Annotated in this window: 16 protein-coding genes and 1 tRNA gene; 8 read left to right on the top strand and 9 right to left on the bottom strand. The window is 73.8% G+C overall.

Features of this window, described 5'->3' with window-relative positions:
• Complete coding sequence (locus tag OSR43_RS04095) at positions 1-756, top strand: MOSC domain-containing protein (protein ID WP_302269764.1); 756 nt, start codon at positions 1-3, stop codon at positions 754-756.
• Between the two features lie 121 nt (positions 757-877).
• Here the strand turns inward: OSR43_RS04095 and OSR43_RS04090 are convergent, their stop codons facing one another.
• The 4 genes from OSR43_RS04090 to fdh form a co-directional block, all read right to left on the bottom strand.
• Complete coding sequence (locus tag OSR43_RS04090; protein ID WP_302269763.1) at positions 878-2,113, bottom strand: acyl-CoA desaturase; 1,236 nt, start codon at positions 2,111-2,113, stop codon at positions 878-880.
• A 91-nt stretch (positions 2,114-2,204) separates the two neighbouring features.
• Entirely contained in the window at positions 2,205-3,419 is a 1,215-nt protein-coding gene (nrfD, locus tag OSR43_RS04085) for an NrfD/PsrC family molybdoenzyme membrane anchor subunit (protein WP_302269762.1), read from the bottom strand.
• Positions 3,416-4,387 (bottom strand): 4Fe-4S dicluster domain-containing protein, encoded by a 972-nt coding sequence (locus OSR43_RS04080; RefSeq protein ID WP_302269761.1) that lies wholly within the window; start codon positions 4,385-4,387, stop codon positions 3,416-3,418. The genes nrfD and OSR43_RS04080 overlap by 4 nt, the downstream gene beginning before the upstream one ends.
• The gene (gene fdh / locus OSR43_RS04075) at positions 4,384-7,683 is read right to left on the bottom strand and encodes a formate dehydrogenase (protein WP_302269760.1); all 3,300 of its coding nucleotides are present in this window, start codon (positions 7,681-7,683) and stop codon (positions 4,384-4,386) included. The genes OSR43_RS04080 and fdh overlap by 4 nt, the downstream gene beginning before the upstream one ends.
• Positions 7,684-7,820: 137 nt before the next feature.
• Between fdh and OSR43_RS04070 the strand changes: the two genes are divergently transcribed.
• Both OSR43_RS04070 and OSR43_RS04065 read left to right on the top strand, forming a co-directional pair.
• Entirely contained in the window at positions 7,821-8,282 is a 462-nt protein-coding gene (locus OSR43_RS04070; protein ID WP_302269759.1) for a hypothetical protein, read from the top strand.
• Positions 8,279-8,572 carry a transcriptional regulator gene (locus tag OSR43_RS04065; protein ID WP_302269758.1) on the top strand — a complete coding sequence of 98 codons (294 nt, stop codon included), beginning with the start codon at positions 8,279-8,281 and terminating at the stop codon, positions 8,570-8,572. Before OSR43_RS04070 ends, OSR43_RS04065 begins: the two co-directional genes overlap by 4 nt.
• 6 nt (positions 8,573-8,578) lie before the next feature.
• Here OSR43_RS04065 and selD read toward each other — a convergent pair whose 3' ends face one another.
• The gene (gene selD / locus OSR43_RS04060; RefSeq protein ID WP_302269757.1) at positions 8,579-9,592 is read right to left on the bottom strand and encodes a selenide, water dikinase SelD; all 1,014 of its coding nucleotides are present in this window, start codon (positions 9,590-9,592) and stop codon (positions 8,579-8,581) included.
• A 174-nt stretch (positions 9,593-9,766) separates the two neighbouring features.
• Here selD and OSR43_RS04055 point away from each other — a divergent pair.
• From OSR43_RS04055 to OSR43_RS04045, 3 genes are all read left to right on the top strand, one after another.
• Positions 9,767-9,861, top strand: a tRNA-Sec gene (locus tag OSR43_RS04055).
• Positions 9,862-9,942: 81 nt separating this feature from the next.
• Positions 9,943-10,572 carry an NADPH-dependent F420 reductase gene (locus tag OSR43_RS04050; RefSeq protein ID WP_302269755.1) on the top strand — a complete coding sequence of 210 codons (630 nt, stop codon included), beginning with the start codon at positions 9,943-9,945 and terminating at the stop codon, positions 10,570-10,572.
• A gap of 93 nt (positions 10,573-10,665) precedes the next feature.
• Positions 10,666-11,544 (top strand): Ig-like domain-containing protein, encoded by an 879-nt coding sequence (locus tag OSR43_RS04045; RefSeq protein ID WP_302269753.1) that lies wholly within the window; start codon positions 10,666-10,668, stop codon positions 11,542-11,544.
• An 86-nt stretch (positions 11,545-11,630) separates the two neighbouring features.
• Here the strand turns inward: OSR43_RS04045 and OSR43_RS04040 are convergent, their stop codons facing one another.
• Positions 11,631-13,589, bottom strand: coding sequence for a hypothetical protein (locus tag OSR43_RS04040; protein WP_302269752.1), 1,959 nt, complete (start codon positions 13,587-13,589; stop codon positions 11,631-11,633).
• A 167-nt stretch (positions 13,590-13,756) separates the two neighbouring features.
• Between OSR43_RS04040 and selA the strand changes: the two genes are divergently transcribed.
• Together selA and selB are read left to right on the top strand one after the other, a co-directional pair.
• The gene (gene selA, locus OSR43_RS04035; RefSeq protein ID WP_302269750.1) at positions 13,757-15,061 is read left to right on the top strand and encodes an L-seryl-tRNA(Sec) selenium transferase; all 1,305 of its coding nucleotides are present in this window, start codon (positions 13,757-13,759) and stop codon (positions 15,059-15,061) included.
• A gap of 4 nt (positions 15,062-15,065) precedes the next feature.
• On the top strand, positions 15,066-16,829 hold the full coding sequence (gene selB / locus OSR43_RS04030; RefSeq protein WP_302269749.1) for a selenocysteine-specific translation elongation factor: 1,764 nt from the start codon (positions 15,066-15,068) through the stop codon (positions 16,827-16,829).
• Between the two features lie 30 nt (positions 16,830-16,859).
• Here the strand turns inward: selB and OSR43_RS04025 are convergent, their stop codons facing one another.
• The 3 genes from OSR43_RS04025 to OSR43_RS04015 all read right to left on the bottom strand — a co-directional run bounded on the left by OSR43_RS04025 (position 16,860) and on the right by OSR43_RS04015 (position 21,959).
• The gene (locus OSR43_RS04025) at positions 16,860-20,177 is read right to left on the bottom strand and encodes a DEAD/DEAH box helicase (RefSeq protein ID WP_302269747.1); all 3,318 of its coding nucleotides are present in this window, start codon (positions 20,175-20,177) and stop codon (positions 16,860-16,862) included.
• A gap of 508 nt (positions 20,178-20,685) precedes the next feature.
• Positions 20,686-21,189 (bottom strand): nuclear transport factor 2 family protein, encoded by a 504-nt coding sequence (locus OSR43_RS04020; protein WP_302269746.1) that lies wholly within the window; start codon positions 21,187-21,189, stop codon positions 20,686-20,688.
• Positions 21,186-21,959 (bottom strand): SDR family NAD(P)-dependent oxidoreductase, encoded by a 774-nt coding sequence (locus tag OSR43_RS04015; RefSeq protein WP_302269745.1) that lies wholly within the window; start codon positions 21,957-21,959, stop codon positions 21,186-21,188. Before OSR43_RS04015 ends, OSR43_RS04020 begins: the two co-directional genes overlap by 4 nt.
• Positions 21,960-22,019: the final 60 nt, after the last annotated feature.

The following is a 22,019-nucleotide window of genomic DNA, read 5'->3' as shown; positions in this document are numbered from 1 at the left end:
GTGGTCCGGGCCGGCTTCGCACCGGTCAAGGGCACCCGCCACCAGTCGTACGACGCGGTCCGGCTCGACCGAGCCGGACCCGTCGGCGACCGCTCCTGGTGCGTCGTCGACGTCGACCGGCAGCAGGTGCTGCGCACCGTGCAGCACCCGTCGCTGGTGGCCGTCTCGGCCGTCCCCTCCCCCGACGGGCTGTCCCTGGCCCTGCCCTCCGGGAAGACCGCCGGGGGACCCGTCGCGGCCTCCGGTGCCACCGTGACCTGTGACTACTGGGGCCGCTCGGTGGCCCTCGACCTGCTCGACGGCCCGCACGCCGAGCTGCTCTCCTCCCACCTCGGGAAGCCGGTGCGGCTGGCGGCCGCACCGCGCGGCGGGGTGGTGTACGCCGGCGCCGTCACGATCGTCTCGACCGGCACCCTGTGGGCCCTCGCCGAGCGGGTCGGCCTGCCGGTCAAGGAGCTGGCCGCGCGGTTCCGGCCGACGTTCGTGGTGGAGTCCGAGGAGCCGCACGCCGAGGACGGCTGGGTCGGCTCGGAGGTGCAGCTGGGCCCGGCGCGCGTGCGGGTCACCTCGACCGTGCCGCGGTGCGCCGTGGTCGACACCGACCCCGTCACCGGCGAGCGGGGCGGCCGCGTGCTGGCCGCCCTCGCGGCGTACCGCCCGCGGGACCCGGCCTCCGGCGACCTCGTCCTGGGCGTCGACGCCGAGGTGGTCGTGCCCGGCACGGTCGCGCGCGAGGGCGTCCACGAGAACCGGTGAGGCCGCCGAAGTACTGAACCAACGGCCCTCCGACGGCCGTGGCTGAGCGTGCCGCGACCCCGCGGAGGCCGGTTCGTTCAGCACTTCGGCAGCGGAAAGTGCCGGCCGTGCTGCCCCGGGGTCAGGCGGTGAGCGCCGCCGGCTCGGGACGGGCCAGCTTGCGCAGCTGCCGGCCGAGGTTGCGCCGGTTGGTCTCGGCCAGCCACCCGTTGGGCAGCGAGAGCCGGACGACCTTGTGCCAGGCGCTGGCGACCTGCTGCGGGAGCGGCCGGGCGTTGTAGGTCAGGCCGTACCTGTCGAAGACCGCCCGCATCCGCGGCGCGATCTCGCCGTACCGGCGGCTGGGCAGGTCGGGGAAGCAGTGGTGCTCGATCTGGTGGGAGAGGTTGCCGGTCATCAGGTGCATGAACTTGGAGCCGGAGATGTTCGCCGAGCCGAGCATCTGGCGCAGGTACCACTGCGCGCGGGTCTCGGACTCGTCGAGCTCGGGCTCCTCGAAGGTCTCGACGCCCTCGGGGAAGTGGCCGCACATGATGACCGAGTGGCTCCAGATGTTGCGCCCGAGGACGGCGACGGCGTTGGCCGCCAGCGTCGCGCGCCAGCCGGGACCGCTGAGGATCGGGTGGACCACGAAGTCCTTGGTGACCTGCTTGCGGACCTTGTGCAGCGCGGCGACGACCTCGTCGCGCTTCTCGGGGGGCATCTTCTTCTTCGCGCGCAGGTGCTCGCCGAAGTCGAGGTCGTACATCGCGATGCCGTACTCGAAGATGCACGCGGTCACGAAGTTCCACAGCGGCTGCACCAGGTGGCGCGGGCGCCACTGCTGCGACTCGTCGACGCGGAGGATGCCGTAGCCCAGGTCGTTGTCCTGGCCGAGGATGTTGGTGTAGCGGTGGTGGACCTCGTTGTGCGCCCGCTTCCACTGCGCCGGCGGGGAGGCGTGGTCCCAGTCCCAGGTCGAGGAGTGGATCTTCGGGTCGCGCATCCAGTCCCACTGGCCGTGCAGGACGTTGTGGCCGATCTCCATGTTGTCCAGCGCCTTGGCGGTGGTCAGGCCGACCGTGCCGACCACCCAGGCGAGCTTGTTGCGACCGGCGGCGAGGAGCACGACGCGGCTGCCGAGCTCGAGCGCGCGCTGGGCGCGGATGACCCGCCGGATGTACGCCGCGTCGACCTCGCCGCGGTCGTCGAGGACCTCCTGGCGGATCGCGTCGAGCTCGCGGCCGATCTCCTCGACCTGCGCTGCGGTCAGCCCTCCGGGGTACGTCTTCTCGACGGCCGCGCGCGGCGTCGCGGTCGACGGCCCATCGGTGGTCGCCGGAGGGGCGGTCGTGAGGTCGTCCCGAGTCAGCGTCATGGTCCTACGGTGCCCGATCCCTGGGCACCACAGCGCCACCGGGTCGACATTTGACCCTTGACAGTGGCGGCGCGCACCGGGTCCGTGCAGATCAGCCGGGGTGCCGGGTGGGCCCGTGCTCCTCGAGCCGCTGGCGCTGCGGGACGACGGTGTACTTCGGGTCCTTGGCCGAGGCCTGGCCGGCCTCGAAGACGCCGAAGCGCGTGCAGGCCGACCCGGCCAGCAGCGCGGCACCCGAGAGCACCGAGAGGACGCGGCTGCGCCCGGCCAGCAGCGACCCGGCGGCCCCGGCCACCGTGAGCGCCTTGGCCGCCCGCATGAGCCGGCCGGCCGTGCCGTGGTGCAGCGGCTCGGCGGTGACGCCCATCGTCTGCTCCATGCGGTGCTCCATGACCAGCTCGAGCGCGGCGCCCGCGACGGCGAGCCGGCGGGCCGGACCGGCCTCGGCGACCGGGGCGGTGACCATCGCCATCCCCGAGGACGCGGCCGCAGCGGAACCCACGAAGACGAACGGCAGCTCGCGGTAGGCGGAGTGCCAGGACGGGGTGGCGGTGTCGGAGAGCAGCACGGCGGTGTACGACGCGACCGCGGGCGCGATGACCGCCGCCAGCACCCCGGCCGGCCGGTCGACGTACGGCAGCAGGGCCAGCGGCCGGCGCAGCGGCCCGGCTGAGCCCCACCGCGGCGGCAGCATCCGGGCGACCTCGGCCGCCGTCGCAGCACCGGCGAACGCGCCGTAGCCCGACAGGATCCACGTGCCCATCGACATCGGCGAGGTCGGCTTGGCCACGCGCAGCATGTTGTAGAACCGGCTGGGCGTGCCGAGGTCGTGCACCAGCGCGACCATGGAGAACCCGAGGGCGCCGATCGAGACCAGCCGCCCCGAGCGGCGCATGACCGGCCGCCCCGTCAGGTCCGCCCCGGCGGCGAGGAGCGAGGAGCCGGCGGCGAGCCCGCCGGCGAAGAGGTACGCCGGGATGTCGGCCTCCCACGGCGACGGCTTGACGATCGGCCGGCCGTAGTAGGAGGTGAACTCAGCCTCCGGCACCATCGACCGGTCGCCGCCGCGACCACCACCGCGGCGACCACCCCGTCGGCGACCGGAGCCGCCCTCACCGCTGCCGCGCGCACCGCCGCGCGTGCCGACCGTCGCGGTCGTCTGCGACCGCACCCCCTGCGGCCCCTCGCGGCCGACGGCGTTGTCGCCCTCGGCGCCGAGCGGGTCGCTCGCGGCGTTGACCTGGTCGTGGGTGTGCGCGTCCTCGGTCGGGTCGCCCTCGGGACCGGTCGGGCGACCGGTGGTCATCCGCGCCTCCCGACGAAGGCGAGCGCAGCGCCCGCGAGCAGCGTGCCCGCGGCCGCGATCGCGCGCTTGTACATGTCCGGCAGGTCCTTGGTGGTCACCACCGGGTCCGGCGGGAAGCCGTAGACCTCCGGCTCGTCGAGGAGCAGGAAGAACGCACCGGTGCCGCCGACGCCGTCCTCGGGGTCGTTGCCGTAGAGCCGGGCGTCCATGATCCCGGCGTCGTGGAGCTGCTCCACCCGCTTGTTGGCCCGCTCGCGCAGCTCCTCGACATCGCCGTACTGGATCGACTGGGTCGGGCAGGCCTGCGCGCACGCCGGCGTCTTGCCCGCGTCGAGCCGGTCGTAGCAGAGCGTGCACTTCTGGGCGATGCCGACGTTCTTGGCCCCGTCGGGGGCCTTGCGCCGCTCGATGACGCCGTACGGGCAGGCGGGCACGCAGTAGCCGCAGCCGTTGCAGATGTCGTCCTGCACCACGACCGTGCCGAACTCCGTGCGGAACAGCGACCCCGTCGGGCACACGTCCAGGCACGCCGCGTGCGTGCAGTGCTTGCAGACGTCGGAGGACATCAGCCAGCGGAAGTCGGGCCGGTCGTCGGCTCCGTTGGCCAGCTGCTCGGGGGCGCCGGTCGGCGGCACCGTGGGCATCCCCAGGTCGACGGTCCCGCGCAGCCCGGTGTCCTGCCCGGCGCCCTCGGTGACCAGCCGCTTGGGCTGCTCGATGAACGCGACGTGGCGCCACTGGTTGGCGTTGAGGGAGTGGCTGTTGTCGTAGGACGTGCCCGTCATGTCGAAGTGGTCCGACGGGACGTCGTTCCACTCCTTGCAGGCCACCTCGCACGCCTTGCACCCGATGCAGATGCTGGTGTCGGTGAAGAAGCCCTTCCGCTTGGGCCGGTCCTCGGGGTAGCCCGCGTCGGCCGCCGGGTCGAGCGGCCCCCAGAAGGAGTTCTCGCTGATCGTCCAGCTCACTGTGCGCCTCCCCCGCCGCCGGTCGGGTCGCCCTCGTCGTCGCCGGCCGCCCCCGGTCCGGTCGTGACGATCGGGACGGTGTGGTCGTCGTGGACGCCCGCGCGCCGCTGGTAGGACGTCACGAGGTCCACCACCGCTCGGCCGGTCGGGCGACGGCCCGGGAGGACGTCACAGGTGCCCACCTTGCTCTCCTGGATCAGGACGTTGGGGTCCAGCGAGATGCCGAACAGGTCGTTGGCCGAGTCGCCGGTCACCAGGCCACCCGTGCCCCAGTGGTAGGGCAGCCACACCTGGTGCACGGTGCGCCCCTCGACCCGCAGCGGGCTCAGCCGCTCGGTCACCAGCACCCGCGCCTCGACCGCCGCGCGCGCGGTCACCACGTGGCACCAGCCGCCGTTCTCCAGCCCGCGCTCCGCGGCCAGCTCCGGGCTCACCTCGACGAACATCTCGGGCTGCAGCTCGGCGAGCCGCGCGACGTACCGGCTCATGCCGCCCGCCGTGTGGTGCTCGGTCAGCCGGCTGGTGGTGAAGACGTAGGGGAAGACCTCGCTGCCGTCCTCGGGCGGGCTGGGGTTCAGGCGGTTGTCCTGGCGCGGGTACTCCTTGCGCGTGGGGTTCGCCTGCTGTCCGTAGATGGGGTTGCGGAACGGCGACTCGACCGGCTCGTAGTGCGTCGGCATCGGGCCGTCGATGAGCCCCTGCGGGACGTAGAGGCTGCCCTTCCCGTCGCCCTGCATGATGAACGGGTCGTCGCCGGCGATGCCCTCGATGCCGTCCGCTCCCTGCTCGGGGCGGTACGTCGGCGGCTTGGTCACCTCGAAGTCCGGCACGTCGTGGCCGGTCCAGCGCTGCTGCTCCTCGTCCCACCACACGTAGGCCTTGCGCTCGCTCCACGGGCGGCCCTCGGGGTCGGCCGAGGCGCGGTTGTAGAGCGTGCGTCGGTTCGCTGGCCAAGTCCAGCCCCACTCGGCCGCGACCCAGTCCTGCTCGCGGCCGGGCTTGCGGCGGGCGGCCTGGTTGACGCCGTCCTTCATGACGCCGGTGTAGATCCAGCAGCCGCCGGCGGTCGACCCGTCGTCGGTCATCTCGGTGAAGGTCGAGAGCGGGCGGCCGGTGGCGACCTCGAAGCCGTTGATCTCCTTGAGCACCGCCTCGGCGTCGGGGTCCTGGGTCTCCCCGAGCAGCGGGTAGTCCCAGGTGAGGTCCAGCAGCGGGCGGTCCCGCTCCTCGGTCGAGCCGGCCAGCCGCTCGCGGATCATCCGGCCGAGGTGGAAGAAGAACCACAGCTCGCTGCGGCAGTCGCCCGGCGGCTCGACGGCCTTCTCCCGCCACTGCAGCATCCGGTGGGTCTGGGTGAAGGTGCCTTCCTTCTCCACGTGGGAGGCGGCCGGCATGAGGAAGACCTCGGTGCGGCACTCCTCGGGCACGATCTCGCCGGTCGCGACCTCGGGTGAGTCCTTCCAGAACGACGCGCTCTCGATCTCGAACAGGTCGCGCACGACCAGCCAGTCGAGGTTCGCCATGCCCAGGCGCTGGGCCTTGCCGTGCGCGGAGCCGACGGCGGGGTTCTGCCCGAGCAGGAAGTACCCCTTGACCTTGCCGTCGATCATGTCGAGCACGGTGCGGTAGGTGCCGTGGTCGCCGGTGATCCGCGGCATGTAGTCGAAGCAGAAGTCGTTCTCGGCCGTCGCGTGCTCGCCCCACCAGGCCTTGAGCATGCTGATGCCGTACGCGCCGGCCTTGGACCAGAAGCCCTTCGCGCCGGGGTGCCGCACCGCGTCGACCCACTGGTCGAGGGACTGGTGCTCCTCGGCGTTCGGCATCGGCAGGTAGCCGGGCAGCAGGTTGAACAGGGTCGGGATGTCGGTAGAACCCTGGATGCTCGCGTGGCCGCGCAGCGCCATGATCCCGCCGCCGGGGCGGCCCATGTTGCCCAGCAGCAGCTGGAGGATCGCGCCGGTGCGGATGTACTGCACGCCGACGCTGTGCTGGGTCCAGCCGACGCTGTAGACCAGCGCGGTGGTGCGGTCGCGGGTGGAGTTCTCGGTCCACGCCTTGCAGACCTCGAGGAACTGCTCCTCGCTCACGCCGCACGTGCTCGCCACGACCTCGGGGGTGTAGCGCGAGAAGTGCCGCTTGAGGACCTGGTAGACGCAGTTGGGGTGCTGCAGGGTCTCGTCGCGCTGCACGTCGCCGTCGACGCTCATCCCGTGCGTCTCGTGCTGCATGCCCGCGGCGGTCTCCCGCTGCATCCGGTGGTCCTGACGCTCCTGGCCGTCGTCCTCCTGCGTGGCGTACTGCCAGGACTCCGGGTCGTAGGTGCGCGTCTCGGGGTCGAAGCCGGAGAACAGCCCGTCGAGGTCGTCGGTGTCGCCGAACTCGTCGCTGACGATGGTCGCGGCGTTGGTGTACGCCACGACGTACTCGCGGAAGTCCAGCTCGTTGGCCAGGACGTAGTTGATGATCCCGCCGAGGAACGCGATGTCGGTGCCCACGCGCAGCGGCACGAAGGTGTCCGCGAGCGCGCTCGTGCGGGTGAACCGCGGGTCGACGTGGATGACCTTCGCCCCGCGGGCCTTCGCCTCCATGACCCACTGGAAGCCCACGGGGTGGGCCTCGGCCATGTTGGAGCCCTGGATGACGATGCAGTCAGCGTTGGACAGGTCCTGGAGGAACCCTGTGGCGCCGCCGCGCCCGAACGAGGTCCCCAGACCGGGGACCGTGGCGGAGTGTCATATCCGCGCCTGGTTCTCGATCTGGATGGCGCCCATCGCGGTGAAGAGCTTCTTGATGAGGTAGTTCTCCTCGTTGTCGAGGGTCGCCCCTCCGAGGCTGGCGATGCCCATCGTCCGCCGGACCTTGCGGTCCTGGTCGTCGAGGTCCTGCCAGGTGTCGTTGCGCGCCTTGACGACCCGGTCGGCGATCATCTCCATCGCGACGTCGAGCTCGAGGTCCTCCCACTCCGTGCCGTACGGCCGGCGGTATCGGACCTTGGTCTGGCGCAGCTCGCTGGTGACCAGGTTCTTGCTGGCCGCGCCCTTGGGGCACAGGCGGCCGCGGTTGACCGGGCTGTCGGGGTCGCCCTCGATCTGGACGACCTGCTCGTCCTTGACGAAGATCTTCTGCGCGCAGCCGACGGCGCAGTAGGGGCAGACGCTCTTCGCGACCCGGTCCGCGGTCTCGGTGCGGGCGGTGGTGGCGTCGGTCTGCCGCGAGCGGGCGGCGACGCCGCGGCCGAGCGGGTCGGAGCCGAGCAGCTGGCGGAGCACTGGCCAACCCAGGTGCGTCCTGCCCATGCCGCGCCTCCCTGGTCCCGATCTCGCTGGTGCCGCGACAGTACCCCGCTCCCCCGACACTCACGCACCACCCGCGCGGGCGGTCCGAGCGGACCAGACACTTGCCAACTCGGAAAGTGATTGGATAACTTTCCACCATGGAAACAAACCCGGACCAGGACCTGCTGCGCGAGCTCGAGCGGGCCGAGGCGGCGCCGTACGTCGACTACCCGCCGACGCCGGCGTGGTACTTCCCGGCCGCCGGTGCGTGGTTCGCCGGGATCACCGGCATGCAGGGACTGACCGAGGACCACCTGCCGATCGCGCTCGTGCTGCTCGTGGTGCTCATCGGGGCGCTCGGGGCCTTCTGCGCGTGGTATGCCGGCTACCGCGGCGCGATGCCGTCGATGCTGCGTCGCGCCCCGCGCGGGATGGGGCCGATGTTCGCGCTGTACTTCGTGGGCGCGGCGCTGATCTTCGGCGCCGTGTGGACGACCGGCCACGCCGCCGGCTGGGGCTGGGCCTCGGCGCTCACGTTCGTGCTGGCGACGACCGGGCTGTGGCTGCACGAGAAGTCGTACGGCGCCGCCGCGGCGCGTGTGCGGGAACGGCTCTCGTGACCAGCGGCCTCGACGAGCTCGACCCGGTCATCCACGCCCCGAAGCGGCTGGCCGCCATGGCGGTCCTCTCGACGGCCAGCACGGTGACCTTCCCGTTCCTGCGCGAGCACCTGCAGGTCAGCGACTCCGACCTGTCCAAGCAGATGTCGGCGCTGGAGAAGGCCGGCTACGTGGCGGTCACCAAGGAGGGGCGCGGACGCGGCGGCACCACGTCGTACCGGATCACCCGCGCCGGCCGCGCGGCGTACACCCGGCACCGCAAGGCGCTCACCGCGATCCTCGGCGGCTGAACCGGGCTAGCGGACCTGCACGGTGACGCCGTCGCGCGCCGGGACCAGCTCACCGATCACGGGGTGACCGGGCAGCTCGCCGGCGACCAGCAGGCCGCCCGAGGTCTGGGCGTCGGCGAGGAGCACCAGCTCGTCCTCGTCGACCCCGGCCTCGAGGAACGGGCGCACCCAGTCCAGGTTGCGGCGGCTGCCGCCCGGGACGAACCCGTCGCGCAGCGCCTCGCGGGCCCCCTCGACGTACGGCACCGCGGCCGCGTCGACCACGGCCGTGACGCCGCTGGCCCGGGCCATCTTGTGCAGGTGGCCGAGCAGGCCGAACCCGGTCACGTCGGTGGCGGCGGTCAGCCCGGCCGCGACCGCCTCGCGGGAGGCGTCGCGGTTGAGCGTGGTCATCACCGCGATCGCCTGCTCGAAGACCTCCCCGGTCGCCTTGTGCCGGTTGTTGAGCACCCCGAGGCCGATCGGCTTGGTCAGCGTGAGGGGCACGCCGGCGCGCGCGGCGTCGTTGCGCAGCAGCTTGTCGGGGTGGGCCAGGCCGGTGACGGCGAGGCCGTACTTCGGCTCGGGGTCGTCGATGCTGTGCCCGCCCGCGAGGTGGGCACCGGCCACCAGGCAGACGTCCGCGCCGCCGCGGAGCACCTCGGCCGCCACCTCGAACGGGATCCGGTCCCGCGGCCAGGCCAGCAGGTTGAGCGCCACCAGCGGCTCGCCGCCCATCGCGTAGACGTCGGAGAGCGCGTTGGTCGCCGCGATCCGGCCGAAGTCGTAGGCGTCGTCGACGACCGGCGTGAAGAAGTCGGTCGTCGCGATGACCGCCCGGTCGGCGTCGATGCGGACCGCCGCGGCGTCGTCGCCGTGGTCGAGGCCGACGAGCAGGTCACCGGAGGCGTCCTGGGCCAGCCGTCCCCCGGGCAGGTCGCCCAGCACCCGCTCCAGCTCCCCCGGCGGCACCTTGCACGCGCACCCCCCGCCGGACGCGAACTGGGTGAGGCGGAGACCGGTCGGCGCCGACGTCGTCATGGCTCCGAACCTAGTCCGCGGGTGGGGGTGGCGGGGCGCCGGAATCCCCGGCCCCCCGGGGATTCCGGCGCTTCTCGGGTGATGCAACCCCTGTGAAGTGCCGGTTTCCCCTGAGAGGTCCGCCCCGGGACCGCCAGCGCGACGGCCGGTGGGGCCTGCGCCTACGATCGACCCGGAGGCGTTCCTCGTCTGGTGACGGGCGCGGTCCTCAAAACCGTAGTGGCCGAGCATCTCGGTCAGGCGGGTTCGATTCCCGTCCGCCTCCGCCAACGACCCTCCCCGGCACGGCCTCCCCCGCCGACGCAGCACCGGCCGGGAACAGATCCACCGCCACCGACGCTGGCCCTCCCATGACCACCATCGGACTCATCGGCAGCGGACTCATCGGCTCGGCGATCGCACGGCAGGCGGTCGCGCAGGGGCACGACGTCGTCCTCAGCAACTCCCGCGGACCGGAGACCCTCGGCGACCTCGTCGCCGAGCTGGGACCCCGGGCGCGGGCGGCGACGGCGCAGGAGGCGGCGGAGGCGGGCGACCTGGTCGTCGTCACGATCCCGTTCAAGGCCTACCGCGAGGTCCCGGTCGAGCCGCTCGCCGGCAAGGTCGTGATCGACACGAACAACTACTACTTCGAGCGCGACGGGCACGACGAGGCGATCGATGCCGGGGAGACCTCGCCGAGCGAGCGGCTCGCCGCGCACCTGCCCACCTCGAAGGTGGTCAAGGCCTTCAACGCCATCCAGGCCGCGCACATCGTCGACGCGGCACGTCCCGCCGGCGACCCGGCCCGGCGCGCCATCCCGATCGCCGGCGACGACGCCGAGGCCAAGCAGGTGGTCGCCGACCTCGTGGACAGCTTCGGGTTCGACGTGGTGGACGCCGGTCCGCTGGTCGAGGGTCGCCGCTTCGACCGCGACCGACCGGCGTACGGCGCCGAGGCGGGCGCCGAGGAGACGCGCGCCCTGCTGGCCCAGGCCTGAGGGAGTGGGCCCGCCAGGCATTTTGGCGGTCCGAGTGACGTGCTTCACGCTGGCCGTCTACGATCAGGACGCGCTACTGCGCAGTAGCCCCTGATGTTCCTGGGAGGGATCCACTTCATGCAGCTCAACCGCACCGCTCGTCGCCTCGCCGTCGCCGCCACCTCCGTCGCCGTCGCCGGCACCGCCCTCGTGGGCGCCACCGCCACCTCGGCGAACGCCGCGACCGTGACCAGCGACTACACCTGCAGCATCCCTGGTCTCTACACCGGGACGTTCCCGCTGACGGTGACCGGCGACCTGCCGGTCGACCAGTACTGGGCCGGCGCGACCGTCCCGGCCGGCCTGCTCAACGTCACCGCGACCGCCACCGTCCCGGCCGACGCCGCGGGCCTGCTCGCCGCCGCCGGCGTCGACGGCGCGGAGTCGCGCGACTTCGGCTTCAAGGTCGGCTCCGCGACCGCTCCGGTCCCCCTGGACGGCAAGTTCACGACGACCGGTGGCACGACCACCTGGAACGGCTCGGGCAAGAACGGCTCGTTCCTCACCCCGAAGCCGGGCGCCACGAACGTCGTGCTGCCGACCAAGTTCAACCTGACCACGAAGCAGGGCGAGACCGACTCCGCCACGCTGAACTGCGCGATCGCCTCGGGCGCCACGCCCGCGACGCTCGACTCGATCACCTTCCTCAAGCAGACCGACACCAAGGTCGTCGGCAAGAACGTGACCGTCAAGAAGGGCAAGAAGGCGACCGTCAAGGTCACCGTCAACGCCTCCGGCGGCGCGGTCACCGGCGGCAAGGTCGTCGCGACCAAGGGCAGCAAGAAGGTCGGCACCGCCACCGTGAAGAACGGCAAGGCCACGCTGAAGCTCGCCAAGCTCCCGGTCGGCAAGAACAAGATCACGCTCAAGTACGGCAGCAACCCGAGCGTCGAGTCCGCCAAGGGCAAGGTCACCGTCACCGTCAAGAAGTGACCCCCGCCCTCCGGGGCACGCTCACCAGCACGACGCACGAACGCCCGGCCGGGTCACCCGGCCGGGCGTTCGGCTTTCCGGAGGCCTCAGGCGCCGCCGCCGGAGGTGCTCTGGAACAGGAACATCGCCCGACCGCCCCACACCTGGCCGTCGCCGCGGGCCGGACCCGAGACCGTCTGGGCGGTCCCCGCGACGAGCCGGCCCGAGGCACCGCCGCGCTGCCAACCGACCCGCACGAGGTTGCCGGCCGCGGTGGCGACGTACACCTGGGAGCCGGCGAGGAACATGCCCCTCGCCTGGGTCAGGTCCGCGCCGGCCACGCCGGTGCTGGCGACGTACCGCTGCGCCCCGACGACGCCGCTCTCCGGGGTGAAGTAGCGGTAGTGGAGGCGGGGGTCGCCGGCGAGGGTGAAGTAGACGCGGTTGTCGTCGAGGAACATCCCGGTCATCGTCCGGACCTCGTCGTGCCAGGCCGCCAGCGCGACGATCCGGTCGGAGGTGTCGACCACTTGGGCGCTGCCGTACGTCGTGCCTGTGAACGCACGGCGGGTGAAGGACCCGTCGGCGTGGCCGAGGTAGAGCGCCCCGTTGACCATGAAGGCCCCGCGGACCGCCGACCAGTCGATGCCGCCGTCGGGCGGGTCCTGCACGGCCCCGGCCGTGGCGCCGTCGTACCGGTGCTTGAGGAGGCCGAGGGGCGCCGCGAGCGACCCACCGGTGTAGACGTCGTTCGGCAGGAGCGGCGTGCGGATGTCGGGCCGCGTGGCGCCGTCCTTGAGCAGCAGGGCGATCCGGCTCTTGAGCTGGCCGGCGAGGCGGGTGGTGTCGGAGGCGACCCAGAGCCCGCGGTCGTCGAAGGTGAAGTCGAAGACGCCGACGCCCTTGTCCCGCCCCGGGTTCCAGCTCAGGGGCAGGCCGTTGACCGGGTCGAGCGCGGCGATGCCCTCCCGGGCGACCGCCCCGGGGCCGGCACGGTCGGCGGCGAACGGGTTGTTCTGCCAGCGCTGGTGCCCGCCGACGTACACCGCGGCAGGGGTGACCTCGACGCCGTACGTCGTGTCGCCGCCGGTGTGGTTGATCCACGACGGCTTCACGTCGGTCGACGCCGCGAAGGTCTCGAACCGGGCGGTGGTGTCGCACGCCGCGGTCGACCCGCCGTACGCCCCGGTGGTCGAGACGACGAAGAAGGAGCCGTCGTCGGAGATGCTGACGTCGCGCATGTAGCTGTCGAAGGCCGACGAGCACGGCGTCAGGTAGAACCCGGTGCGGAACGGAGCGGGCTGGGCGCTCGTGCCCGACGTGTCGAGCACCAGCAGCTGGTGGTTCTGGACGCCCTGGAGGGTGTCGAAGTTCCCGATCGCGACGAGCCGCGAGCCGTCGGGCGTCGTGTCCATCTTCAGCACCTGGGTCACGCCGGTGCCGCGGTGGGTGCCGGCGATGCGCAGCCCCATGTACGGCGAGAACGCGCCGGTCGTGGGGTCGAGGGTCGCCAGCGCCGGCTGGGACCGGCCCGCCACGTGGGTGAAGGCACCCGCGACCCAGAGCCGCCCGCCGCGCAGCGCGAGGTCGCGGACGTTGCCGTTGATCGTGCCCGCGTTGAAGGTCGACACGACCGCCCCGTCGGACACGCGGACCTGGGCGACCCGCGAGCGGCTGACGCCGCCGATCGTGGAGAACCCGCCGCCGACGTACACGCTCTGGCCGTCGGGGGCCGGCAGCAGCGAGGTGACGCTCGTCCCCGGGTTGGGGTTGAACGTCGTGCTGACCTTGCCGGTGTAGGCGTCGAGGGCGACCAGGCCGTTGCGGACGACCTCGACGCTGGTGCCCTCGTTGCGGACGCGGGTGAAGCTGCCGCCGAGGACGATGTGGGAGCCGACGCGGACGACGGCGAGGACCTTGCCGTCGAGCACGTGGGGGGTCGCGCCGGCGGGCGTGGTGCGCACGACCGTGCCGCCGGGGACGTCTGCTGTCGCGAGGTTCGAGGTGCCGAGGAGGCCGCACGACAGGGCGAGTGCGGCTGCGACGGCGAGGAGTCGTCTGTTCACGAGGACCTGCCTTCGGTTCAGGGGAGGTCGTCAGCGTGCGCCTCCCGCACCGGTCGTCCCGGCGGTCGGCACCAGAAGTTCCCCCGACTTGGGGAGGCGGGCGACGGCCGGGGCCGGGCACGGCCTCACCCGGTCGGGTGTTCGGGCCTCTCGGGCATGCTGAGCAGGTGCACAGCGAGGACCCGCGACGACGTACGCCGCGCACCGACGTCGTCCTGGCCGACCCGCTGCTCGCCGAGGCGCGGGAGCGGCTGGGCGACACGATCGTCAAGCGGGTCGTCGCGGGGGCCCTGGAGCGGTGCCGCGCCGGCGAGGTCGCGCCCGAGGACGTCCCGGCCGCCGCGCACGCGGCGCTGCCGGCGCACGCCACCGCCCTGCGGCGCGTCCTCAACGCCACCGGCGTCGTGGTGCACACCAACCTCGGCCGGGCGCCGCTCTCCGGCGCGGCCGTGGCCGCGCTGGCCGTCGCCGCGGGCGCCACCGACGTCGAGCTGGACCTCGCCACGGGGCGGCGTGGACGGCGCGGTCGCTCCGCGACGTCGGCGCTCGCCGCGGCGGTGCCGGACGCGGGCGGCGTGCACGTGGTCAACAACGGCGCCGCCGCGCTGGCCCTGGTGACGTGCGCGCTGGCGATGGACCGCGACGTCGTCATCGCCCGCGGCGAGCTGGTCGAGATCGGCGACGGGTTCCGGATCCCCGAGCTGCTGGAGTCGGTCGGCGCCCGGCTGCGGGAGGTCGGGACGACCAACCGGGTGCGGCTGGCCGACTACGAGGCGGCGGTCGACGACGACGTGGCCTTCGTGCTCAAGGTGCACCCGTCGAACTTCCTCGTCACCGGCTTCACCTCCTCCGTGGGCGTCCGGGAGCTGGCGACCCTGCCCGTGCCGGTGGTCGTGGACATCGGCTCGGGGCTGCTCGCGCCGCACCCGCGGCTGCCGGACGAGCCCAGCGCGGCCGCCGCGCTGCGGGAGGGCGCGGACCTGGTCACCGCCTCCGGCGACAAGCTGCTCGGCGGTCCGCAGGCCGGGCTGCTGCTGGGGCGGGCGGACCTGGTGGAGTCGCTGCGGCGGCACCCGTTCGCGCGGGCCCTGCGGGTCGACAAGCTGACCCTGGCGGCGCTCGAGGCGACGCTGACGGGACCGGTCCCGCCGGTCGCCGCCGCGCTGGCCTCCGACCCGGCCGCCCTGCGTGCGCGTGCGGCGGCGCTGGCCGCCGCGATCGGCGAGGTGCCTGGCGGCCGCGCGGAGGCGGTGGACTCGACGGCCGCCGTCGGCGGCGGCGGAGCGCCCGGGGTCGAGCTGCCCTCGGCCGCCGTCGCGCTGCCCGCCGCGCTGGCCGAGCCGCTGCGGCGCGACGCCACCCTGCCGGTCGTGGGGCGCGTCGAGCGCGGCCGGCTCCTGCTCGACCTCGTCGCGGTCGACCCGGCCGACGACGAGCAGCTCGCCGCCGCCGTACGCCGCGTGGCGGGCTGACGGCGTGCACGTCGTCGCCACGGCCGGTCACGTCGACCACGGCAAGTCCACCCTCGTCCACGCCCTCACCGGGATGGAGCCCGACCGGCTCGCCGAGGAGCGCTCGCGCGGGCTGTCCATCCAGCTCGGTTACGCCTGGACCGACCTCGGCGGGGAGGACGTCGCGTTCGTCGACGTCCCGGGCCACGAACGGTTCGTCACCACCATGCTGGCCGGCATCGGCCCGGTCCCCGCAGCGCTCCTGGTCGTCGCGGCCGACGACCCGTGGATGCCGCAGGCCGCCGAGCACCTCGCCGCCCTCGACGCCCTGGGCGTCGCGCACGGCGTCGTCGCCGTGACGCGCGCCGACCTGGCCGACCCCGCACCGATGGTCGAGCGCGCCCGCGCGGAGGTCGACCGCACGACGCTCGCCGGCGCACCCGTGGTGCCGGTCAGCGCGCGCACCGGCTCCGGGCTCGACGAGCTGCGGGGGCACCTCGCCACGCTGGTGCGGGCGCTTCCGGCTCCCGACCCGGCCGCCGACGTGCGGCTGTGGGTCGACCGGCGCTTCACCATCACCGGTGCCGGGACGGTGGTGACCGGCACCCTGCCGGCGGGGACGGTGCGTCGCGGCGACGTGCTCGAGCTGTGGCCCGACGGGCCGAGCGGGCCGGTCCGCGTGCGAGGCGTCCAGTCCCTCGGCGCCGGGGTCGACGCGGCCGCGGGCGTGGCCCGCGTGGCGCTCAACCTCAGCGGGGACGGCCTGGACCGCATCGACCGCGACAGCGTGCTGGTGACCCCCGGCGCCTTCCACCCCTCGACGGTCGTCGACGTGCGGGTCGCGGGCGAGGGCCGGATGCCGGAGCGGCCGGTGCTGCACGTGGGCGCCGCGTCGTTCGCGGTGCGGTCCCGCCCCCTGGCCGGGGACGACGGCGCGCTCGTGCGGCTCTCGCTGCCGCGCGCGGTGCCCTTCCGGGTCGGTGACCGGGCGCTGCTCCGCGACCCGGGCTCGCGCCGGGTCTGGGGCGTGCGGGTGCTCGATCCCGAGCCGCCGCCGCTGGACCGCCGCGGCGCCGCGGCCGCTCGGGCCCGCGTGCTGGGCGAGGTCTCCCCCGCACCCGACCTGACCGGCGAGCTGGAGCGGCGCGGACTCGTGGCGGTCGGGCTGCTGGACCGCCTGGGCGTCCCCACCGCTCCCCTGCCCGCCGGCGCGGTCGAGGCAGACGGCACCCTGGTCTCGGCGGCGCGCGCGGCCGCGCTCGCCCGCGAGGTGGTCGAGCTGGTGGGTCGCCATGACACCGCCCACCCGCTCGACCGGGGCGTCCCGGTGCCCGCCGTCGCCGAGCGGCTCGGCGTGCCCGCCGCCGTGGTCGCGGCGGTCGCGCCGCTGGTGGCCGGCGGGCGCGTGGTCACCGGTGCCGCCGCTCCCGGCCTGCCGGCCGAGCTGGAGCGGGCGCTCGCCGATCTCGCCGCCGACCTCGCCGAGGACCCCTTCGCCGCACCGCCCGCCGACCGGCTGGCCGCGCTCGGCCTCGACGCGCGGCGTACCGCCGCCGCGGCGAAGGCCGGCCGCCTGCTCCGGCTCGCCCCGAACGTCGTGCTGCTCCCCGGCGCCGACGCCGCCGCCGTCGAGCGGCTGCGCGAGCTGCCCCAGCCGTTCACCACCAGCGAGGCACGGCAGCGGCTGGGCACGTCGCGCCGGGTGGTGCTGCCCCTGCTCGAGCACCTGGACCGCACCGGCCGCACCCGCCGGCTGCCCGACGACCGGCGCGAGGTCGTCGACCGCTGACCCGCGACCGCCGGCCCGCCGGTCCGGGGCTCAGTCGCCGAGCAGGGCCCGGACGTCCTCGGCGGTGACCGCCCCGGACATGGCGCCGTCGCCGTCCACGACCTGCGCGAACAGCGCGGCCTTGCGCGACTTCAGCTCCATCACCTTCTCCTCGATGGTGTCGCTGGCGACCAGCCGGTAGACCGTCACCGGCTGGTGCTGGCCGATCCGGTGGGCCCGGTCGACGGCCTGCGCCTCGGTGGCGGGGTTCCACCACGGGTCGAGGACGAAGACGTACGTCGCCTCGGTCAGGGTGAGCCCGACACCGCCGGCCTTGAGGCTGATGAGGAACGCCGGCGCGTCGCCCTGCCGGAACTCCTCGATGACCGCGTCGCGGTCGCGGGTCCGGCCGTCGAGGTAGACGTGGCCGAGGCCCTCCGCGTCCAGGCGGCTGCGCACCCGGGCCAGGAAGCTCGTGAACTGGCTGAAGACCAGCGCCCGGTGGCCCTCGTCGGCGAGCTCGCGCAGGTGGTCGACGAGCAGGTCGATCTTGGCCGAGCCGACCGCGTCCAGCTCGGGGTCGACCAGCGCCGGGTCGAGGCTCAGCTGGCGCAGCTTGGTGAGCGAGCTGAAGATCGCCACCCGGTTGGCCGCGAAGTCCTCGGCGATCAGGCCCAGGATGTGCTGCCGCTCGCGCTGCAGGTGCGCGTCGTACACCTTGCGGTGCTTGGCGCCCAGGGCGACGTCGAGCACCTGCTCCTGCTTGGGCGGCAGGTCGGCCGCCACCAGCTCCTTGGTGCGGCGCAGCAGGAAGGGGCGGATGCGGGTGCGGAAGCGGCGCAGCGCGCCCTCGTCGCCCTGCTTCTCCACCGGGTTCGCGACCAGCTCGGCGAACTTGCGCGGCCACGGGTAGAGGCCGGGCGCGACGATGGAGAGCAGGGACCACAGCTCCATCAGCCGGTTCTCGAACGGGGTGCCGGTCAGGGCCAGCCGGAACGGCGCGTCGACGAGCCGGACCGCCTGGTAGGTCTTGCCCTGGTGGTTCTTGACCTGCTGCGCCTCGTCGAGGACCGTGCCGCCCCACGGGAGCGCGGCGTACTCGGCCGACTCCAGGCGCAGCAGCGTGTACGTCGTGACGACGACGTCCGCGCCGGCGACCGTCTCGGCGAGGCTCGTCCCGCGCCGCCGCCGCCCCGAGGTGACCGCCCGGACGTCGAGCCCGGGCGTGTGCGTGGCCGCCTCGCGCACCCAGCCGGGGACGACGCTGGTGGGGGCGACGACGAGGAAGGGGCCAGCCCCGCGGGACCGGGCGTGGCTGATCAGGGCGAGGGTCTGCAGCGTCTTGCCCAGGCCCATGTCGTCGGCGAGGATCCCGCCGAGGCCGGCGTCGTGGAGGAAGGCCAGCCAGCGGAACCCCTCGAGCTGGTACTCCCGCAGCGTGGTCGCCATCCCCGGCGGGTCCACCTGGGGCAGCGTGGTCAGGCCGCGCAGCGCCTGGGCGGCCTCCACCCACTGGGCCGCCTGCCGGTCGACGACGCCGATCTCCGCGAGCTCGCCCCACAGGCCGAGGTCGCCGGCGCCGACCTCGATCCGGTCGCGGTCCTGGCGCTCGGCCAACTCCTCGGCGGCGCGGACGGCCTCCGCGAGCCGGGTGAGCGCGGGGTGCGCGGCGGGCAGGTGCCGGCCGCTGGGGAGGAACACCAGGTCCTCGTCGTGGCGCAGGGTGTCGGTGAGCGCCTCGATCAGGTAGGAGAGCGGGACCTCCTCGCCGTCGACGTCGATGACGACCCGCAGGCTGAGCCAGTCGACCCGTCCCTCGCCGGCGCCTTCCTCGTCGAGCTCGAAGCGGATCTCCGGCTCCGCCTCGGCGGCGCGGTGGACGGGCTGGACGCCGACGTCCTCCACCTCGACGAGCGGGTCCTCCCGCAGGCGGGGAAGCACCTCGCCGACGAGGGTGAGCAGCCGGCTGCCGCGCACCTCGTGACGGCCGAGCAGCGTGCCGTCCTCGGCCCGCAGCAGCTCGTCGGCGGTCCCGCCGAGCTCCAGGCGGGCCAGGTGGGCACGCTCCAGCTCGGGACGGCGGACGGCGGCGGACGCGGACGCGGACGGGTCCAGCGCGACCCGCCGTTCCTCCTCGCCGGTGCGGTAGCGCCAGTCCCAGGAGACCTCCGCGGTGCCGGGCCCCTTCCAGGCGATGGTGAGCACCAGCGCGGGCGGCTCCTCCTGGGGCAGCGGCACCGAGCCGTCGGTCGAGGCGACCGGCAGGTGCCGGCGCAGCCGCGGGAGGTGGGTCTCGACGAAGACCGAGCCCTGGGTCGCGGGGATCCGCAGCGGGTCAGGCGTCTCCAGCAGTCGCCGGACGGCCTCGGGGACCAACCGGTCGAGCGGGGCGAGCACGAGGTCGCCGGTCTTCTCGTCGAGCAGCCCGATGCCGTGCCCGCGGCGCCCGACGACGAGGAGCTCGTCCTTGCTCCACCAGCGGTCGGCGTGCCAGACGCCGACGGTCAGCTCGGCCGGCGAGGAGTCGTCACCCGCGACGCCCTCGGAACGCAGCTCCGCCGTGAGCGACAGCGGCCGCCCGAGCAGGGCCACCGAGCCGATCTCGTCCCCGCCGACCAGCTGGACGCCGGTGGCGACGGCGCGCTCGAGCATCGCCCAGAGCCCCGGCCCGAAGTCGTCGAGCGGGGACTCGCCCGAGCCGTAGAAGTGCGGCGAGCGGCGGGCGGCCGCGAGCTCGAGCAGCGGGGCGAGCTGGTCGGGGTCGTAGGTGCGCGTGTAGGAGACCTTGGTCAGGTCGTCCCAGCCGACGCCGCGGCGGACCCACGTCCCCCGGGCCCCCTTGCCCAGCGGCCGCAGCCGCAGCGAGGGCCGGCGCGCCTGCACCTGCCACGACGGCGCCCTGCGGTGGGCCGAACCGCCCTCCCCCGGCCGCTCGAGGGAGACCTCGAGGCCGAGGGGCTGGGTCGTGCCACCGGTCGTGCCGCCGTCGAGCTCGCTGAGCACGCGCTCGAGCCGCTCGCTCCACGCCGGCCCGTCGTCGGGCCCGGCCGCACCGCCGTCGCGCTGGCGGCTCACGACGAGCGCCAGCGCGGCCCCGTGCTTGCAGCGGACCCCCACCGGGCAGGTGCAGTCGCTGTAGAGCTCCCACCGGTCGGCTCCGCGGACGGCGCACAGCTCCACCTCGTAGGGCTGCGGCTCCGTGCCCTGCACGACCGCCGAGAGCACGACCTCGTCGCTGTCGTCGGAGCGCACCACGACGTCCTCGACGCGGCCCTGCGCGACGTAGGACTGCGCCCGCGCCAGGGTCGCCGCGTCGAAGGACCGGCCGACCATCTCCTCGTCCAGGTCGGGCAGGGGTGAGCTCGTCACGGGGCCCTCCTGCCTGGTGGTGGTCGCTCGGTCGGCGTCGGTGTGCATCACCGTTGCTCAACGCTTTGTAGGCGTCGATCATGCCGGGCGTCGCCGACAACCGGGCGACCGGGCGCAGGGACCTGTGGAGAAGGCACCGGGGCCGGACACACGTCGACCCGCCCTCCGGGGGGACCGAGGGCGGGCCGACGTCGTTCCGTGTCGGGGACCGGCACGTCCTCCCAGGGGACCGAGGACGGGCAGACCTCCGTGGTGGTCCGTCGACCAGCCCCCGCAGGGGACCGGGGCCGGGCGACGTTCCGGAAGGTTGTTCACCCTCCACCTGTCGCCTGGCGTCCGAGGTGTTACAGCGGGTTCGCGCCGGTCTGGACCAGCGTGCTGTCGCCGCCCGCGGAGGTGGTCACGGACGAGAACGACCTCCGGCGGGGTAGTCACGGTCAGGAAAGTCCGTGACTACCTCGCCGCCCTCGCCGCCTCGCCGCCCGTGCCGGACCATCCCGCCGACCGGTCAGCGCCCGGGAGGCCTGCCGGGCCCGTAGACCCGGATGCCGGCGGGGTCGTCGAGGTTCTGCTTGAGCTCGAAAGTACGGCGGTAGCCGGTGTGCCGGATCCGCCAGCCGTCGGCGGTCCGCACGTAGGTGTCGGTGTAGAACGCGCCACCCTCGAGGGCGAAGCGGTAGGCGTCGACGATGACCCTGTCCTGGAGGTACCAGGTGCCGGTGGCCCGGTCGCGGTCCTCGGGGTCGAGGTCGATCTCGGGGTGGTGGGCCTGGTGCAGGGTCAGCACGCCCTCGCCCATGTTGGTGCGCATGTAGTCCACGACCGAGTCGGGGTCGTCGAAGACCAGCCCGTTGTAGTCGGCGGTCGCGTCGTCGGCGAAGCAGGCGGCGAACCCGTCCCAGCTCTTGGTGTCCAAGCACCGCAGGTAGCGGTACTTCAGCCGCTCGATCGCTGCGATGTCGGTCAGCGTGCTCATGTCCATCTGCTGCATCCGGTCCGTCCTGGTGGTCATCCGAAGAACGCCTGCCCGCCGTCGAGCGGCACGGTGGCGCCGGTGAGGTAGCGCAGGTCGGGCCCGACGAGGGCGACGACCGCGCGACCGATGTCCTGCTCGGGGTCGCCGATGCGGCGCATCGGGATCGTGGCGATGAACTCCTGGGCCTCCTCCGGGTTGTTCTCGGTCCACCATTGCAGGCCGGGCGAGAGGGCGTGCGGGGCGATGGAGTTCACCCGGATCCCGTCGGGCGCCCACTCGACGGCGGCGGTGCGGGTCAGCGACCGCAGGGCCTGCTTCGCCGCGGCGTACGCGCCGTACGTCGTGGGGTCCCAGCGCACCATCGCGGAGGTGACCAGGTTGACGATCGAGCCGTCGCCGGTCGCCTTCAGGTGCGGGTGGGCGGCCCGCATCAGCGCGAACGCCGCGAACGGGCCGGTCTCGAACCCCTTGCGGAAGGCGCGGTCGCTCAGCTCCAGCAGCGTCCTGCCCTGCGCGCCGGCGTAGGCGTTGTTGACCAGCACGTCGAGCCGCCCGAACCGGGCGGCGACGGCGTCGACGACCTCCGGCAGCCGCTCGTGGTCCCCCACGTCGCAGGCGAACGGCTCGGCCTCGACGCCACGGTCGCGCACGAGCCGGCAGGTCTCCTCGAGCTTCTCGGGGGTCCGGCCGAGGACCGCGACCGAGACGCCCTCGGACGCCAGCGCGAGCGCGATGCCCTGCCCGACCCCCTGGCCGGCGCCGGTCACCAGCGCCACCCTGCCCTGCAGCGGTCGATCCGCACCCATGTGTCCTCCTGCCGTACGACGCACCTCGGGCCTCGGATCATCCGAGGCCCGAGGGGAGGG

This window comes from Nocardioides sp. Arc9.136, assembly GCF_030506255.1.
Classification (GTDB): domain Bacteria; phylum Actinomycetota; class Actinomycetes; order Propionibacteriales; family Nocardioidaceae; genus Nocardioides.
Note: the sequence above shows the minus strand (reverse complement) of the source record. Positions and strands in the feature narration are given on the sequence as shown.